This is a genomic window from Flavobacterium sp. Root186, from assembly GCF_001428525.1.
In the GTDB taxonomy this organism is placed as follows: domain Bacteria; phylum Bacteroidota; class Bacteroidia; order Flavobacteriales; family Flavobacteriaceae; genus Flavobacterium.
In genome coordinates this window covers 30,689-46,157 of the sequence record NZ_LMHW01000015.1, presented here as the reverse complement: position 1 = coordinate 46,157, position 15,469 = coordinate 30,689, and the positions used below count along the sequence as shown (strand labels likewise).

General features: G+C 32.2%; 20 protein-coding genes. 15 read left to right on the top strand and 5 right to left on the bottom strand.

Annotated elements, in window-relative coordinates; translation table 11 throughout:
* Positions 1–27 precede the first annotated feature (27 nt).
* From ASD98_RS19345 to ASD98_RS24450, 4 genes are all read left to right on the top strand, one after another.
* Positions 28–1,236, top strand: a complete 1,209-nt coding sequence (locus ASD98_RS19345) for an NAD(P)/FAD-dependent oxidoreductase (protein WP_056207550.1) — start codon at positions 28–30, stop codon at positions 1,234–1,236.
* 4 nt (positions 1,237–1,240) lie between these two features.
* The gene (locus ASD98_RS19340; protein ID WP_056207548.1) at positions 1,241–1,888 is read left to right on the top strand and encodes an HAD family hydrolase; all 648 of its coding nucleotides are present in this window, start codon (positions 1,241–1,243) and stop codon (positions 1,886–1,888) included.
* Positions 1,889–1,989: 101 nt separating this feature from the next.
* Positions 1,990–2,376 carry a hypothetical protein gene (locus tag ASD98_RS24455; RefSeq protein ID WP_056207546.1) on the top strand — a complete coding sequence of 129 codons (387 nt, stop codon included), beginning with the start codon at positions 1,990–1,992 and terminating at the stop codon, positions 2,374–2,376.
* Complete coding sequence (locus ASD98_RS24450) at positions 2,360–2,698, top strand: hypothetical protein (RefSeq protein WP_056207544.1); 339 nt, start codon at positions 2,360–2,362, stop codon at positions 2,696–2,698. Before ASD98_RS24455 ends, ASD98_RS24450 begins: the two co-directional genes overlap by 17 nt.
* A gap of 2 nt (positions 2,699–2,700) precedes the next feature.
* On the opposite strand, the gene ASD98_RS19325 is transcribed toward ASD98_RS24450, so the two are convergent.
* Positions 2,701–3,177 (bottom strand): TspO/MBR family protein, encoded by a 477-nt coding sequence (locus ASD98_RS19325; protein WP_056208219.1) that lies wholly within the window; start codon positions 3,175–3,177, stop codon positions 2,701–2,703.
* A 184-nt stretch (positions 3,178–3,361) separates the two neighbouring features.
* On the opposite strand from ASD98_RS19325, the gene ASD98_RS19320 reads away from it, so the two are divergent.
* The 7 genes from ASD98_RS19320 to ASD98_RS19290 all read left to right on the top strand — a co-directional run bounded on the left by ASD98_RS19320 (position 3,362) and on the right by ASD98_RS19290 (position 8,883).
* Positions 3,362–4,462: a diphosphomevalonate/mevalonate 3,5-bisphosphate decarboxylase family protein gene (locus ASD98_RS19320; protein WP_056207543.1), complete on the top strand. Its 1,101-nt coding sequence runs from the start codon at positions 3,362–3,364 to the stop codon at positions 4,460–4,462.
* A 30-nt stretch (positions 4,463–4,492) separates the two neighbouring features.
* The gene (locus ASD98_RS19315; protein ID WP_056207541.1) at positions 4,493–4,711 is read left to right on the top strand and encodes a hypothetical protein; all 219 of its coding nucleotides are present in this window, start codon (positions 4,493–4,495) and stop codon (positions 4,709–4,711) included.
* Positions 4,711–5,016 (top strand): type II toxin-antitoxin system RelE/ParE family toxin, encoded by a 306-nt coding sequence (locus ASD98_RS19310; RefSeq protein WP_056207538.1) that lies wholly within the window; start codon positions 4,711–4,713, stop codon positions 5,014–5,016. Before ASD98_RS19315 ends, ASD98_RS19310 begins: the two co-directional genes overlap by 1 nt.
* A 3-nt stretch (positions 5,017–5,019) precedes the next feature.
* Positions 5,020–5,958, top strand: coding sequence for a mevalonate kinase (locus ASD98_RS19305; RefSeq protein WP_056207536.1), 939 nt, complete (start codon positions 5,020–5,022; stop codon positions 5,956–5,958).
* A gap of 64 nt (positions 5,959–6,022) precedes the next feature.
* Positions 6,023–6,613: a DUF502 domain-containing protein gene (locus ASD98_RS19300; protein ID WP_056207533.1), complete on the top strand. Its 591-nt coding sequence runs from the start codon at positions 6,023–6,025 to the stop codon at positions 6,611–6,613.
* A 61-nt stretch (positions 6,614–6,674) separates the two neighbouring features.
* Positions 6,675–7,631: a geranylgeranylglycerol-phosphate geranylgeranyltransferase gene (locus ASD98_RS19295; protein WP_056207531.1), complete on the top strand. Its 957-nt coding sequence runs from the start codon at positions 6,675–6,677 to the stop codon at positions 7,629–7,631.
* 343 nt (positions 7,632–7,974) lie between these two features.
* On the top strand, positions 7,975–8,883 hold the full coding sequence (locus ASD98_RS19290; RefSeq protein ID WP_056207529.1) for a pseudouridine synthase: 909 nt from the start codon (positions 7,975–7,977) through the stop codon (positions 8,881–8,883).
* Positions 8,884–8,956: 73 nt separating this feature from the next.
* Here the strand turns inward: ASD98_RS19290 and ASD98_RS19285 are convergent, their stop codons facing one another.
* Both ASD98_RS19285 and ASD98_RS19280 read right to left on the bottom strand, forming a co-directional pair.
* Positions 8,957–9,559: a DUF937 domain-containing protein gene (locus tag ASD98_RS19285; protein WP_056207527.1), complete on the bottom strand. Its 603-nt coding sequence runs from the start codon at positions 9,557–9,559 to the stop codon at positions 8,957–8,959.
* Between the two features lie 283 nt (positions 9,560–9,842).
* The gene (locus tag ASD98_RS19280; RefSeq protein WP_056207525.1) at positions 9,843–10,343 is read right to left on the bottom strand and encodes a DUF456 domain-containing protein; all 501 of its coding nucleotides are present in this window, start codon (positions 10,341–10,343) and stop codon (positions 9,843–9,845) included.
* Between the two features lie 195 nt (positions 10,344–10,538).
* Between ASD98_RS19280 and ASD98_RS23870 the strand changes: the two genes are divergently transcribed.
* Entirely contained in the window at positions 10,539–10,769 is a 231-nt protein-coding gene (locus tag ASD98_RS23870; RefSeq protein ID WP_128414863.1) for a hypothetical protein, read from the top strand.
* A 48-nt stretch (positions 10,770–10,817) separates the two neighbouring features.
* On the top strand, positions 10,818–11,297 hold the full coding sequence (locus ASD98_RS19270; protein ID WP_056207521.1) for a hypothetical protein: 480 nt from the start codon (positions 10,818–10,820) through the stop codon (positions 11,295–11,297).
* 95 nt (positions 11,298–11,392) lie between these two features.
* Here ASD98_RS19270 and ASD98_RS19265 read toward each other — a convergent pair whose 3' ends face one another.
* Positions 11,393–12,496, bottom strand: coding sequence for a glycosyltransferase (locus tag ASD98_RS19265; protein WP_056207519.1), 1,104 nt, complete (start codon positions 12,494–12,496; stop codon positions 11,393–11,395).
* Positions 12,493–13,437 (bottom strand): lysylphosphatidylglycerol synthase domain-containing protein, encoded by a 945-nt coding sequence (locus ASD98_RS19260; RefSeq protein WP_056207515.1) that lies wholly within the window; start codon positions 13,435–13,437, stop codon positions 12,493–12,495. Before ASD98_RS19260 ends, ASD98_RS19265 begins: the two co-directional genes overlap by 4 nt.
* A gap of 138 nt (positions 13,438–13,575) precedes the next feature.
* Here ASD98_RS19260 and ASD98_RS19255 point away from each other — a divergent pair, with 138 nt between their 5' ends.
* On the top strand, positions 13,576–14,838 hold the full coding sequence (locus tag ASD98_RS19255) for a WG repeat-containing protein (RefSeq protein WP_056207513.1): 1,263 nt from the start codon (positions 13,576–13,578) through the stop codon (positions 14,836–14,838).
* Positions 14,835–15,389, top strand: a complete 555-nt coding sequence (gene ruvC, locus ASD98_RS19250) for a crossover junction endodeoxyribonuclease RuvC (RefSeq protein ID WP_082577899.1) — start codon at positions 14,835–14,837, stop codon at positions 15,387–15,389. Before ASD98_RS19255 ends, ruvC begins: the two co-directional genes overlap by 4 nt.
* Positions 15,390–15,469: the final 80 nt, after the last annotated feature.

Below are 15,469 nucleotides of genomic sequence, written 5' to 3'. Positions count from 1 at the left end.
TCGTGAATTCGGGGCTACCAAAAAAATATGATCAAAAATTTCGACATAATCATTGTTGGCGGAGGCGCAGCCGGTTTTTTTTCCGCAATTAATATTGCCGAGAAAAATCCGAAACTTAAAATTGCCATTTTAGAAAGAGGAAAAGAAGTTCTTTCTAAAGTACGTGTTTCCGGCGGCGGAAGATGCAACGTAACACACGCTTGTTTTGAACCAAACGAATTGGTTAAATTTTATCCGCGAGGCGAAAAAGAACTTCGTGGTCCTTTTCATCAATTTTGTTCCGGAGATACAATTGAATGGTTTGAAAAACACGGCGTAGAATTAAAAATTGAAGAAGACGGAAGAATGTTTCCCGTTTCTAATTCATCGCAAACCATTATTGATTGTTTCTTAAAAGCAACCGAAAAATTAGGCATAAAAGTGCTTACAGGTCAAAGCGTACAATCTATTTTCAAAAAAGAAAATCACTGGAAAATTGATACACAAAGCGACAATTATGCTGCCGAAAAATTAGTAATGGCAACAGGAAGTAATCCAAAAATATGGGAAATGCTTCAAGAACATGGACATGCGGTTGTAAGCCCCGTTCCTTCCCTATTTACCTTCAATATCAAAGATTCCAGAATTAAAGAATTACCCGGTGTAGCGGCACAAGTTACCGTAAACGTAAAAGATACCAAACTAGAATCAACAGGTCCTTTGTTAATTACGCATTGGGGAATGAGCGGTCCAGCGATTTTGAAACTTTCGGCTTGGGGAGCGCGCATTTTGCATGACAAAAATTATCAGTTTACCATTTTTGTGAATTGGTTAAATGACGTTGATTTTGAAGATGCAGAAAAAATCCTAAAAGACTTAAAACAGGAACACGCTAAAAAAGCCGTTTCTAAAAAATCTCCTTTTGACTTTCCGAATCGTTTATGGGAAAATTTGGTTTTGGCTTCGGGAATTGAAGTTGAAACGAAATGGGCAGATTTATCTAAAATTCAATTACAAAATTTAGCTGAACAGCTTACAAAAGCCAAATTTCAGGTGAACGGTAAAAGCACTTTCAAAGAAGAATTTGTAACCGCAGGCGGAATTGATTTAAAAGAAATCAATTTCAAAACCATGGAAAGCAAAATTCACGAAAACCTTTATTTTGCAGGTGAAATTGTAAATATCGATGCGATTACCGGAGGTTTTAATTTCCAAAATGCCTGGACCAGCGGGTTTGTTTTAGCTAATAATATTTAATAGAATGAAATTTAAAGGAATTATTTTTGATTTAGATGGAACACTGGTTGATTCACTGCACGATATTTCAGATGCGATGAATGCCGTACTTACAGGTCTAAATTTCCCAACTCATACTTACGAAACTTATCAATATTTTATAGGTAGCGGACTTCGAAATTTGGTAAGCAAAGCGCTTCCCGCATCGAATAATTCAGACCAACAAATCGAAATTTGTTTTGAATGCATGATTAACGAATATCGTGAAATGTGTACCTTGAAAACAAAACCTTATGACGGAATTGTAGAGTTATTAGAAAACCTGACTTCGCAAAACATCAAAATGGCAGTTTTCTCCAACAAAGCTGATGAATTGACGAAAAAAATTGCCTCTGAAATATTTCCAAATAACTTTGATAAAGCAGTTGGTTTGAGCACGGAAGCACTTAAAAAACCAAATCCGTTTGAAGCAATAGAAATCAGCAAAAAGTGGAATTTAAAACCAGAAGAAATTCTTTTCGTAGGCGATTCAGATATCGACATGCAAACGGCAATAAATGCTAATATGTTTCCCGTTGGCGTTACCTGGGGTTATAGAACAGAGAAAGAATTGAAAACAAGCGGTGCAAAATTGGTAATCAACAGCCCCTTAGAATTAATTGAGATCGTATAAAATATAAAATCCTAAAAAATATAATTAACAAGAATTTACAGATTTCACAAGTTTTCATTAAGACAATTCTAATAATTTTACTTTCAACTAAATACCATTAAATGAAAGTAAAATTACTTACCACGATTTCTTTTTTCACTTACCAGCTTTCTATTTCTCAAACAGAAAAATTACTTCACGGAAAAGTTCTCTCCAACAAAGCTCCTCTTAATAAAGTTGAAGTTATAAACAAAACAGCTAAAACCAGTACAAGAACAAATGAACTGGGAGAGTTCTCAATTCTGGTAAAAGAACGAGATAGTTTACTTTTCTTCTCTAAAGATTATTTCTTTACACGGTTGAAACTTACATCCGAAAATTTAAAGAATAATAATCTTGTGGTTAATATGGTTATTAAAGCCGAAGAGCTTAATGAAGTTGTAATTACATCAATAAAATTTGAAAAAGTCAAGTTTGATGCCGAAGCGGTAAATGAAATACAATCGTAAAACTGCCAACGATCTTACTCGTTACACCGGCGTAAATGATGGCAGAATAAGATATGCTGCAAACATCAATATACCTTTAGGAAAATCACATCCAAAAGAAAAATATGAAATTGACGATCGTTTTAAAAAACATGCCAGTGCATATTGTACTCCTGATTTTTTCAGCAAAGATTTAAAACTAAATCCGGAACAAAAAGAACTTTTTCTTGAATTTTGCGATGCCGATCCAAGATCTAAAACCCTTTTAGAACATCCTAATGTTTTGGCTACAATGGATTTTTTGTATTCCAAAAATGAAGAATTTAAGAAATTGAAACCTTGATTTTACTTATTCAACCACCAAATACTAGCATTCAAAATCGTTGCAAATCCAACCCACACTAAATACGGAACTAATAAGTAACCCGAAATTTTATTGATTCTGATAAATTTTAAATACGTTTCGTAAATCATCAGCCATAAAATAAAAATCTCAATTAATGCCAAAAGCGGATTTTTTAATCCGAAAAAGAGATATGACCAAATCGCATTGAGCGTTAATTGAATTAAAAAGAAAAGAAGTGCCGTTTTTACCTTTTCGGTTTGTTCTTTTATTTTATCCCAAACAAGTGCTGCTGCAATTGCCATAAAAATATAAAGTATAGTCCAAACCGGCATAAAAATCCAATTCGGCGGATTAAAAACAGGTTTAACAATTGTTGGATACCAGCTTTCTACACTCGGTCTTGTTACCACACTTGCAGAATATCCCACTGCTAAACAAATAATTAAAGCTATTGCGATTTTGACGATCTTGTTCATTTTATCAAATTTTGTATCCAAAAATAGTCAAAAGAAAATTTAAACCATAATAGATAATTTTTTCACCATATAAGTTATGTAAGATATTATAAGCGGGCTTTACTAAAATGAACTTATATAACTTATATGGTGAAAAAATTATCTATTATGGTGAAAAAACTATCTTTGCCAAAATTTATATTTCATGTTTACAGCTGCTGATTTTATTCCAAATCCATATACTTCAACAATCGAAAACGGAAACTTTGAGTGGAGCGCTCCCAGCAATATTGCATTAGTTAAATATTGGGGGAAAAAAGACAATCAGATTCCAGCAAATCCTTCGGTTAGTTTTACGCTTAACAATTGTAAAACGATTACGAAATTAGGGTTTTCGAAGAAAAGCGCTTCGACTTCGCTCAGCGTGACAGATGGATTTTCTTTTGATTTGCTTTTTGAAGGAAAACCGAAAGAAGATTTCAAACCAAAAATTCAAAAGTTTTTAGAGCGAGTTGAAATTTATCTTCCATTTTTAAAAGACTATCATTTTACGATTGATACGCAGAATACATTTCCTCATAGTTCCGGAATTGCATCTTCGGCATCGGGAATGGCGGCTTTGGCAATAAATTTTATGAGTTTGGAGAAATTGTTAAATCCTGAAATGAGCGATGAATACTTTTACCAAAAAGCTTCGTTTTTAGCTCGTTTAGGTTCAGGAAGTGCCTGCCGAAGTGTGAAAGGGAATGTTGTTGTTTGGGGAAATCAGGGAAATATTGAAGGAAGCAATGATTTATTTGGAGTTGAATTTCCGTACACAATTCATGAGAATTTCAAGAATTATCAGGATACTATTTTATTGGTTGATAAAGGCGAAAAACAAGTTTCAAGCACTGTTGGACATGATTTAATGCACAATCATCCTTATGCCGAAAGACGTTTTGCTCAGGCACACGAAAATCTGGATAAATTAATTGCCATTTTTGAAAACGGAAATTTAGACGAATTTATTAAAGTTGTCGAAAGTGAAGCATTGACTTTACATGCCATGATGATGACATCAATGCCGTATTTTATTTTGATGAAACCAAACACATTGGAAATCATAAATGCAATCTGGAAATTTAGACAAGAAACCCAGATTCCGGTTTGTTTTACGCTTGATGCCGGTGCAAATGTGCATGTTCTTTATCCCGAAAACGTTAGCGAAAAAGTATTACAATTTATTCAGGACAAATTAGTTGTGTTTTGTCAGAATCGTCAGTATATTTGCGACAAAATTGGAGACGGATCAATTGCATTATAATTTTCCGTATCTTTAGTTAAATTTTAGGTTATGGGCATTCAATTAGAAAAACGTGAAGTGATGGATATTCTGAAAGGTACAAATGACCTTTCAATCATTTTGGCGGTCAAAAAAATGTTAACCCAAAAGAAAAAAGATTGGTGGGATGATTTAACTGATGAACAAAAAGAAGAAATTAAAGAAGGAGAAAGACAGATTGAACGTGGTGAATTTGTTGAATATGATGAAATGATGAAAAAATTTCGTTAATGAAAAGAACGATAATCTTTTCAAAAAATGCTGAAAAAAGTTTATTTGAATTATTTGAATACCTAGAAATTAAATGGTCAAAAAAAGTAAAAGATAAATTTATATCAAATCTGGACAAGGTAATTTATCTAATACAAATAGAACCTGAGATTTTTCCTAAATCGGAATTAAATAACAAATATCGTAAATGTATCTTATCAAAACAAACAACGATCTATTATAAATTCAATACAAAAAGAGTTGAAATAATTACATTTTTCGACACCAGACAAGACCCAAATAAAATAAAAAAAGACATAAAATAAATCATGAAAGGACCTTTATTTTACTCAAAAATATTACTCTTTGGAGAATACGGTATCATCCGCGACTCTAAAGGACTTTCTATTCCTTATAATTTTTACAATGGTGCGTTGAAGAAATCTGAAGAACCTTCAGCAGAAGCAATTGCATCAAATAAAAGTTTACAAAGTTTTGCAGCTTATCTTGAAGTTTTACAGACCCAACAACCGGAATTGGTTACTTTCGATTTAGCAGCTCTTAAAAATGATGTAGAAACCGGAATGTATTTTGATTCTAGTATTCCACAGGGATATGGCGTTGGAAGCAGTGGTGCACTTGTAGCGGCGATTTACGATAAATATGCCACAAACAAAATCACGGTTTTAGAGAATTTAACACGCGAAAAACTATTACAGTTAAAAAATATATTTTCTCAAATGGAGAGTTTTTTCCACGGAAAAAGTTCTGGTTTAGATCCGTTAAACAGCTATTTGAGTATCCCGATTTTAATTAATTCTAAAGATAACATTGAAGCAACCGGAATTCCAACTCAAAGTTTTGACGGAAAAGGGGCTGTATTTTTATTAGACTCTGGAATTGTTGGTGAAACGGCTCCAATGGTTAATATTTTTATGGAAAACCTAAAAGATAAAGGTTTCCGTACTATGCTTAAAAATCAATTCGTAAAATATACTGACGCCTGCGTAGAAAACTTTTTGCATGGCGACATGAAGTCTTTGTTTAGCAACACTAAAAAGCTTTCAAAAGTTGTTTTAAACAATTTCAAACCAATGATTCCTGAACAATTTCACGGAATCTGGCAAAATGGAATTGACACAAACGATTATTACTTAAAACTTTGCGGTTCTGGCGGAGGCGGTTATATTCTTGGCTTCACTGAAGATCTGGAACGTGCAAAAGCTTCTTTAAAAGACTATAAGTTAGAAGTTGTTTACCAGTTTTAACTCTTAAAAGCCGAAGTTATTTGAGCATATTTTCATAAGTTTTCATCCTAAAAAGTTATTTATTATGAAAAGCATTTTAAAAATAATCAAAGCAACTTTTTTAGGAGGAATTCTGTTTTTAGCGCCTTTGGTTGTACTGCTTATTATTCTTGAAAAAGGATACGGCATAATTCAAAAAATCACGCTTCCCCTTGTAAATTTCCTGCCGAGAGTACACGTTTTAGGAATTGCAATTCAGGAACTTGTTGGAACCATAATCTTAATTCTTATTTGTTTTACAGCAGGTTTATTGGCCAGAACTGCCGGTGCAAAAAAACTGATTCATAAATTAGAAAATGGAATTTTAAGTTTTGTTCCCGGATATTCATTTATGAAAAACATGAATGAAAATATTATGGGGCTTGAATCGAAACAGGATTTAAAAGTCATTTTAGTTCCTACAGATGCCGGCTGGCAATTTGCCTTTTTGATAGAACAAATAAATGAAAACAACTTTACCGTTTTTATTCCGGATGCACCAAATCCGTGGAGTGGTTCTGTTTGTTTTGTAGAAAAGAAAGACATTAAAGAAATTAATATGACACAAAAAGAAGCTTTGGCCTGCATTCGAAAATTAGGTTTTGGCTCTAAAGAATTGTTAAAAAACAAACTCTAAATTTCAGGTTTCAAAAATATCCTTTAACTTCCCTTAATCTAATCCAACACCATAATAATTTATGTTAAGCAGACAGCACAAACTTTTAGTAATGAAAATTGTTAGTTTGTTTTCTGTAGTACGCGGTTACAACATTCCTATTATTGTTTTAGCTCAATATTTATCGGCAATTTTTATTTTGGCTCCAGAAAAAAGAGCGTTGGATATATTGCTCGATTTTTATTTATTTCTGATCGTCTTTGCTTCGGCAGTTACGATTGCTTCGGGTTATATTATTAATAATTTTTACGACAGTCAGAAAGATTTAATTAATCGTCCAAACAAATCAATGCTGGATCGATTGGTGAGTCAAAAAACTAAACTGACGGTTTATTTCAGTTTGAATTTCCTTGCAGTTTTAATGGCGTCGATTGTTTCCTGGCGCGCTTTTTTATTCTTTTCTGCTTATATTTTTCTGATTTGGTTTTACTCTCATAAAATAAAGAAATATCCAATTGTCGGTAATTTAACAGCAGCATTTATGGCTGTAATTCCGTTTTTTGCGATTTTATTATATTTCTACAATTCGATTTCTTTTGAAGAAATTGAAAATCACAGAAGCCACTTTGCGGTAATTTCGGCACACGCCATGTTTTTGTTTTTATTGCTTTTGATTCGGGAAATGATAAAGGATTTAGAGAACCTGAAAGGTGATTTAGCCAACGATTATCACACCATTCCGATTACGTATAACGAAAGGGTTTCAAAGCAAATTATTACGGTTTTGACATTTTTAACGATAATTCCCGTCTATATTTTGGTAAATATTTACGATGTTGGTTATATGGATATTTACTTTTATGTATGTTTTCTAGTTTTGCTTTTTTTCCTGCTTTATTTATGGAGATCCAATTCTAAAGGGCAATTTTTATTACTTCATAATGTATTAAAATTTCTCATTGTTTCTGGAGTTTTCTGCATCGTTTTGATTAATCCTAGTGTTTTGTGGCACGGACGTCAATTGATTTCTACGTTTTAGATTGGCCCGCTGATTTTAAGGGTTGACCGGGTTTTCGCTGGTTATTTTATTTATGTGAATTTTCTCTTTGTGAAACTCTGTGATTGACTTTGAGAAGCTTTGTGTAATAACTAAATGTTTAAAAGAAGCCTATTGTTTGAATTTTAGCCCCGATTGAAGTGGAAATCCTTTTATTTTTTCCTTTAAAAAATAAAAGATTGGAACGGAAAGCGGGAAACCATGTTTAAAAAAAGCCTATTGTGATGCTTCAAATCACCTTAAAATTGAAAGCTATCAATCTAAGAACATTGAACTTAAGATTTATTAGCAGGAAAAAACTATCTTTGCACAAATTACAGAATTTATGAACAATAAGGAAGGCAATAATAAAAGAGGCGGATCGAGACCAAATAGCTCAAGATCAAACTCAAGCAAGCCAAAACCTCCTATGGCTAAGCGTGCGCAAGGGCCTAAAAAAGTGAAACCTGAGGTTAAAGCGGCTCAGGAAGCAGCAGCTGAAAAAATTAGAAAACAAAATCAGCCGGCGAAGAGACAAAAGGCTTCTGACGAAATTCGTTTGAATAAATATATCTCAAATTCTGGGGTTTGTTCTCGTCGTGATGCCGATATATATATTCAGTCTGGAAACGTGAAAGTAAATGGTGTTCCGGTTACTGAAATGGGTTATTTAGTTAAATTGAATGATGTTGTAAACTTTGATGGTGTAGTTTTAACTCCTGAAAAGAAAGAATATATTTTACTAAACAAACCCAAAAACTTTACAACTGCGCTTGACGAAGGGCAGGAATATCGTAACGTTCTGGAACTAGTACGTGGTTCTACCAATGCAAAAATTGCTGCAGTGGGAAGAATGGACAAAAATACTACTGGATTGTTATTGTTTACTAACGATACCGACATGATTCGTAAGTTTACTTTACCGAATCAGAAATCGTCTAAAATTTATCAGGTTTCTTTAGATAAAAATTTGAAATTTGAGGATTTAGAAAAAATCAGCAAAGGCTTGGTTCTTGACGGACACCGTGTGTTTGTTGAAGAAGTTAGCTATATTGAAAAAGAAGCGAAAAGTGAAGTTGGCCTTAAACTAAAATCATCTAATGTAAAAGTGGTTCGTGCTATTTTCGAACACTTTAATTATGATGTTTTACGTATCGACCGCGTTGCTTTTGCTGGCTTAACTAAGAAGAATCTTCCTAGAGGAAACTGGCGCTTTTTGACAGATCAAGAAGTTATTAATTTGAAAAATTCGTAAAGACTAAACTTTCAAATTAAACATCAAATACATTTGAATCCTGTTTTACTTTGTAAAATGGGATTTTTTTTATTCAGAAACTGAAAAAGTTATGTCCGAAAAGTGTAAAGATTGATCTTCCGATATTTTGATTTTTCTCTTCAACAGATTCGTAACATGAAAATCCTAAGATGATTTTGATTCCTGGCTGAATGCTGTTTAAGATGTCTCTTTTTTGTTCTTCTAACAGTAATTTTAAACTGTCAAGTAATTGGATATTATTTTTAAGATAAGAGACTACAAGTAGTGCAGAGAAGTTAAGTATTTCGCGGGCAGTTTCGCTTTTTATTCCCACTTCGTTTGAAATCATTTCAGAAATTCTGCCTTTTTTATTGTTGAAGATTTCTTTTAGCAGTGTATTTCCTTCTAAACGATAACAGTCGTCGACTGATAAAATTCTGCCTGAAGTAAAATCGACTTCCTGATAAAACCCGGAATTATCTTCAATTAGTGAAATAATTTCTTTATAAAATCCTGATTCCTCAGCCTTATTATAGAGACCCATTAAAACTGTACCGATTGAAACATCAATTCCCTTTATCAGGAGTGCATCATTTTCAAAATAAAATTTGTTTAGTTTTGAAACAACGTTAGAAGAAATAAAACGTCTAAGCTCAATTTGTAGGTTTGGGGTCATACTCATAACTTATTAGATAATAATTTATACTCATTCAAAATAATCGATAAAGTGGGGCTTTTTATCGTTTATCAGGATAAAAATATAAAATATTTTAACATATCCAAAAAATAAGTGAAGAATTTACACGTTAGATTGTTAGGACTTTAACAGAAAAAACGCTGAATACCAGTAAATATAACCCTTTAGTTATCAAAGCAAATTGAAATATTTTCTTAAAAAATTTAAAATTTTTCTTAAAAAAAATAAAAAATAAGAAAAAGGCTAACTATTTGTTACATAATTAAAACAATATGTTTCGATATTCCCATGTTGTGTGTAGAAAAATTCCGAAATATATGATGCAGAATAAGAAGTTAATAAAACTCGAAGCGAGAAAACCAAGAAGAGAACCTGTTGCGGCTTTAAATGCACGTTTATGATTTTTTGAATCGTATATTAACTCGCCGGCTAATGCTCCAATAAATGGCCCAATTATGACTCCAAAGGGTATTGGAGCCAGAATTCCAACTATTAATCCAATGTTTGTACCCCAAACTCCATAGGAACTTCCGCCAAACTTTTTGGTGCCTTTTGCCGGAATTACATAATCTAAAACTGTAATGATTATAGTGAGTAAAAGTGTAATTCCTAAAAGCCAGTAATTATTTTCTACTGCTTTTGTTAGATGCAACAGCAGTAAGCCAACCCAACAACTGGAAAGTCCAGGTAAAACAGGTAAAAAACTGCCTAAAATACCTACAATCATGCATATAAAACCTAATGTAAACAATACTAAATCCATATATTTTTGTAATTTTGCCCTTACAAACTTTTGTAAAAATTAAAAATGCGCCCTTATTTGCAATTTATTCTTTTTTTGTCATTGATTTTTTCGATCAATACAGCATGTGCGCAAACTAAAAAACTCTCCGTCGACGATCAATTACTGCAAGACAGTATTTATAAAAGCAACAAGAAGAAGATCTTAAACTTTTCTATGAAAGAATTTGACACTCTTTTTTTTGAATTTTTTACTCGTAAAAATGACCCGGATGTTCTTTTAACAAAAACCCAGTTTTACAATTATACGGTTCAAATTGCAACCTTTTCTGATCGTCTTGCAAAATTATATCCTGATCAAAAGGAAGTTGCAAGACAAAACAAAGAACAATGGCTTTCAGAAAGGTATGAAGATTATTTAGAATACAAAGGTTCTCAAAAAAAATAATTGTATTTTTATACTTCAGTTTAATTTATCCAATTCAACATCAAAGCCTTGAAGCAGTTTTCTCTTTTTATTATTTTACTATTTTTCAATTCTTGTCAATATTTTGAGAAGAAGGTTCCGTCTGAAAAAGAATTACTGCAAAAGGAATTAAAATCTATTAATTGGAAAGAAGTTGATGAATATCCAACAGTTACTGAGTGCGAAACAATCAATGATAAAAAGCAGCGTCAAAAGTGTTTTTTTGATGTGATGTCACAGCTTATTCAGGAAAAACTAAACGTTGATAGTTTATCTATTCTGTATCCTGATCTTGACACTATACAAGTAAAAGTGACTGTTTTTCCTAACTCAAAGATGAAATTCGAACCTGAATTTCAAAAAGATTCTGTTGCTTACGACACTATCAGGATTGATAGTATTCTTCATGCGCGTTTAGTTGATTTTCCTAAGGTAAATCCGGCTATAAAACGCGGTCTTCCGGTAAAAACACAGTTTATTCTGCCCGTAATTATTAAAGCAAAAGAATAGCTTTTTTCACCATATAAGTGATGTAAGTTCATTCAAAGCAAAAAAACTTCCGATTTGATTTTAACTTGAATCTCTTATAACTTATATGGTTTAAACTATTTTACAAAGCGTCGATCCTTCCATTCGTAAGAACCAAATAAGCTATACAAGGCAACTGTTGAGCTGAAAAAAGGATATAATAAACTACTCAACAAAAGACTTTTAATTCTGGTTTTGGTCAAAAATTGATTGGTTTTATAAATAAGAATAAAATCGATTGTGAACTTTAAAAAGACAAATAAAACAAAAAACGGATAATACCAGATTCTTAAAAGAAATAAGAAAAACGCAATCACAAAACTCAAGTTTCCAAAGAAAACAATCAATCCTAAAAACTTTCCAAACGCACTTTTGTATGAACTTGTTTTTGCCGCCCAGCGAACTCTTTGATAGAATAAAGATTTCCAATTTTCGGTTGGTTTTGTAATTACAATTGCTTCTTCTGCTTTTAAATAATGAACTTCATTTGGGAATTTTTCAATGGCTTTTTGCAGTAAAAAAACATCATCCCCGCTGGCAATTTTATCATTTCCATCAAAACCATTTAAGCTTTTAAACAATGATTTTGTGTAAGCAAAATTTGCTCCGTTGCACATAAATCCTTTGCCTAAACCAAAACTTCCAATAGTTGCACCTTGCAGGCTTGTTAAATCTAATTGCTGAAAATGATGCAAAAATGAATTCTCACATTTATAAGAAACGGCTCCAGCCAACATCGAAACTTTATTTTCCTGAATATAATTATCGAAACTTAAAAGCCAGTTTTCAGGAACTATACAATCGGCATCTGTCGTTATTACCCAATTGGTTTTTACCTGTTGCATTGCAGTTGTAATAGCATCTTTTTTTGGGGAATTTGATATCCGAACGTTGTCAATTACTGAAAGTTGAAACCTGAAACCTGAAACTTGAAATCTCTCATTTGAAGAATCATCAACAAGAATCACTTCGAATAAATTTATTGGATAATTTAGTTTTGAAAAGCTTTCCAAAAGTTTTGGCAGATTTTCTTTTTCATTTCGAAACGGAACTATAATTGTAAAACTTGTCGTTGGACTTAAACCTTTATTTTGATAGTTTTTGACTTTAAAAAAACCCTGAATAAGCGAACCGATGCTTATTAAATAAATGGTTAATATTTCAAATAAACCAAAAATCATTCTGCTCTTTTAGTTTTAAAATTCAGTACAAAATAACTTCCTAAAACTACTGGCAAAACCACATTTAGAAACCACATTAATGTGCTGATAAAAACTACAATCCATTCGTTTACGCCCAGGATTCCGAAGAAATAAATGGCCACACTTCCTTTTACCGCAAAATCCAAAAATTGAAAAGTTGGCAGTGAGGAAGCTAAAAAATAAACAGATGTAACTGCCGCCATTAAAGTTAAATAAGGCAAATCAACATCAAAACCTAAAAACAAAAAATAATATTGATGCGAGAAAACTAAATATCGTAAAACTCCTAAAAGAATGTTTTTTTGATGAACAGATTTCGGAATTTCATTGATTTTATGAAGGAGTTTTTCAATGGAATAGCCTTTGATTTTGATTTTTTTCAGAGAAAATAAAACAATCAAAATCACAATAAAACCTCCAAATAAAATGGCTACGGTTTTTGAGGTAATAACATTGTATTTTGCATTGAAATACATTAATCCAAATATCCCAAAAATAACGGTTAGAATCATTTGGATTCCGTTGCAGATTAAGTTCAGGAAAACTACTTTTTTGGCTTCCGATTTTGGGTAATACAAAGCTTTTCCGGCGTACTCTCCTACTCCATTTGGTGTAAAAATTCCGGCAGTTAATGCGGCTAAAACCTGTTTTGTGGCTTCATAACCTGAGATTTCGTGAATTACTTTGGCAAGATTCTGCCATTTTAAAATCTCAAAATAACGATTCAAAACACTCAAAAGGAAGATAAACGAAATGCCAGCAATGGATTGATTTTTTCTAAACAAAACAATGAATTTTTGCCAGTCAAGTTTGTCGTTATTGGCCAGCTGATCGTAAATAAAATAAAATGCGCCTCCCACAATCAAAAGTTTGACTAGAAGAACAAGGAATTGCTTAGCTTTGTGAGGAATTGAAATCATGCCGCAAAAGTAAGCAAAAGTATTGCTAAAAAGCTATTTCACAAAGATTCACAAAGAAATCACAAAGACACACAGAGATAATAAAAACTTTATGAATCCCTGTGATAATTTGGCGAGACTTTGTGTAACCCAAAAAAAATGACAAAAAAACGCATCATATTATTTTTTTCATTATTGCTAATATTGGCATGCAATAAAATTGACAAAAGCACCCCAAAACTATATGTTAGAATTATGGACAAAGGTTCTTGGGGGGTTAATGATGAAAAAGGGAACGTTCTTATTCCGCTAGGAAAATATAAATTTCTAAATCCGATGGATGAAAAAGGAATGATTTATGCCCAAAAAGGAGCTAAATACGGTTATATTGATATTCGTGAAAATATATTGGTCCCTTTTGATTATGATGGCTTAACTGTTTTTTCTGAAGAATTGGCCTGCGCAAAAAAGAATAACAAGTTTGGTTTTATTAATCGAAGAGGAAAGCTTGTAATTCCGTTTCAATATGACAATGAAACATTTTTTCGTAAAACCGGATTAGCTCAAGTGAAGAAAAATAAACTTTATGGTTTTATTGATAAAAAAGGAAAAGAAATAATTCCAATAACATATCACAATGCAAAATATGCTATTCTTGATAGTTTACTGATTTTAAATAAACACGGAAAATGGGCTTTTTTTGATTCTTTCGGAAAACAAAAAACAGATTTTGTTTATGATGAAATCGCCACAACAGATCTCAATTCTAAAGATACTTTCTGGAAAAATGGCTTAATTTTAGTTCGAAAAAATGACCATATTGCTTATTTAGATAAAAATTTAAAAGAGATAATTCCTTTTGGCAAATATGAAACTGGCGAAACGTTTAATAAAAACAGAATTGCGATTGTTTCTAAAAACCATAAATATGGAATAATCGATGAACTCGGAAAAGAAATAGTTAAACCTGAATATGACACAATAGAACATCCAGAAGAATCTTATCATGAATCTGAAATTTTTGTTGCAAAACGCACTAACTATTTGGTTTTACTTGATGAAAATGGAAAGAAAATTTACGACAAGATAAAAGACTTTTCATTTGATTATTGCCGTATAAATAATAAAATTGAAAAAATCTATCATATTCAGGATTTGAATGGAAAATACGGAGCGATTGACACAAAAGGAAAACTAATAATTCCGGTTATTTATGATGAATTTCAAGATTTTGGAAGCAATGATAATGCAATCGTAAATCATAAAGGTAAATTTGATCCTCAAAAGAAAGAAACTGAATTTTATGTACTAAAGAATGGTAAATATTCAGTCCTAAACAGTAAAAAAGAAATAATTAAAACTAATGTTTCCAGAGAAGAAGTTGAAAACAATTTCCCTTTAGAATTTAAAAAACACACTTGATAAAAGAACGCATCATATTAGGTATTGACCCCGGAACTACAATTATGGGTTTTGGATTGATAAAAGTCATCAACAAAAAAATGGAGTTTTTGCAGTTAAACGAATTGCAATTATCCAAATACGACAACCATTACCAAAAACTAAAAATCATTTTTGAAAGAACCATCGAATTAATCGAAACGCATCATCCAGATGAAATTGCGATCGAAGCACCTTTCTTTGGTAAAAACGTCCAGTCGATGTTAAAATTAGGTCGCGCGCAAGGCGTTGCAATGGCAGCAGGACTTTCAAGAGATATTCCGATTACGGAATACGAACCCAAAAAGATAAAAATGGCCATTACCGGTAATGGAAATGCCAGCAAAGAACAGGTTGCTAAAATGCTGCAACAGCTTTTAGGTTTAAAAGAATTACCTAAAAATTTGGACTCAACCGATGGTTTGGCCGCTGCAGTTTGTCATTTTTTTAATTCAGGGAAAATCGTTGCAGGGAAAAGTTATACTGGTTGGGATGCTTTTGTGAAGCAAAATGAAGACAAGATTCGCAAATAGTGGTCAGTGGTCAGATTTTTAGTGATCAGTTAATATGAAGTGATCGGTGATCAGTTGTTAAGTAAAATACTTTTGTAATC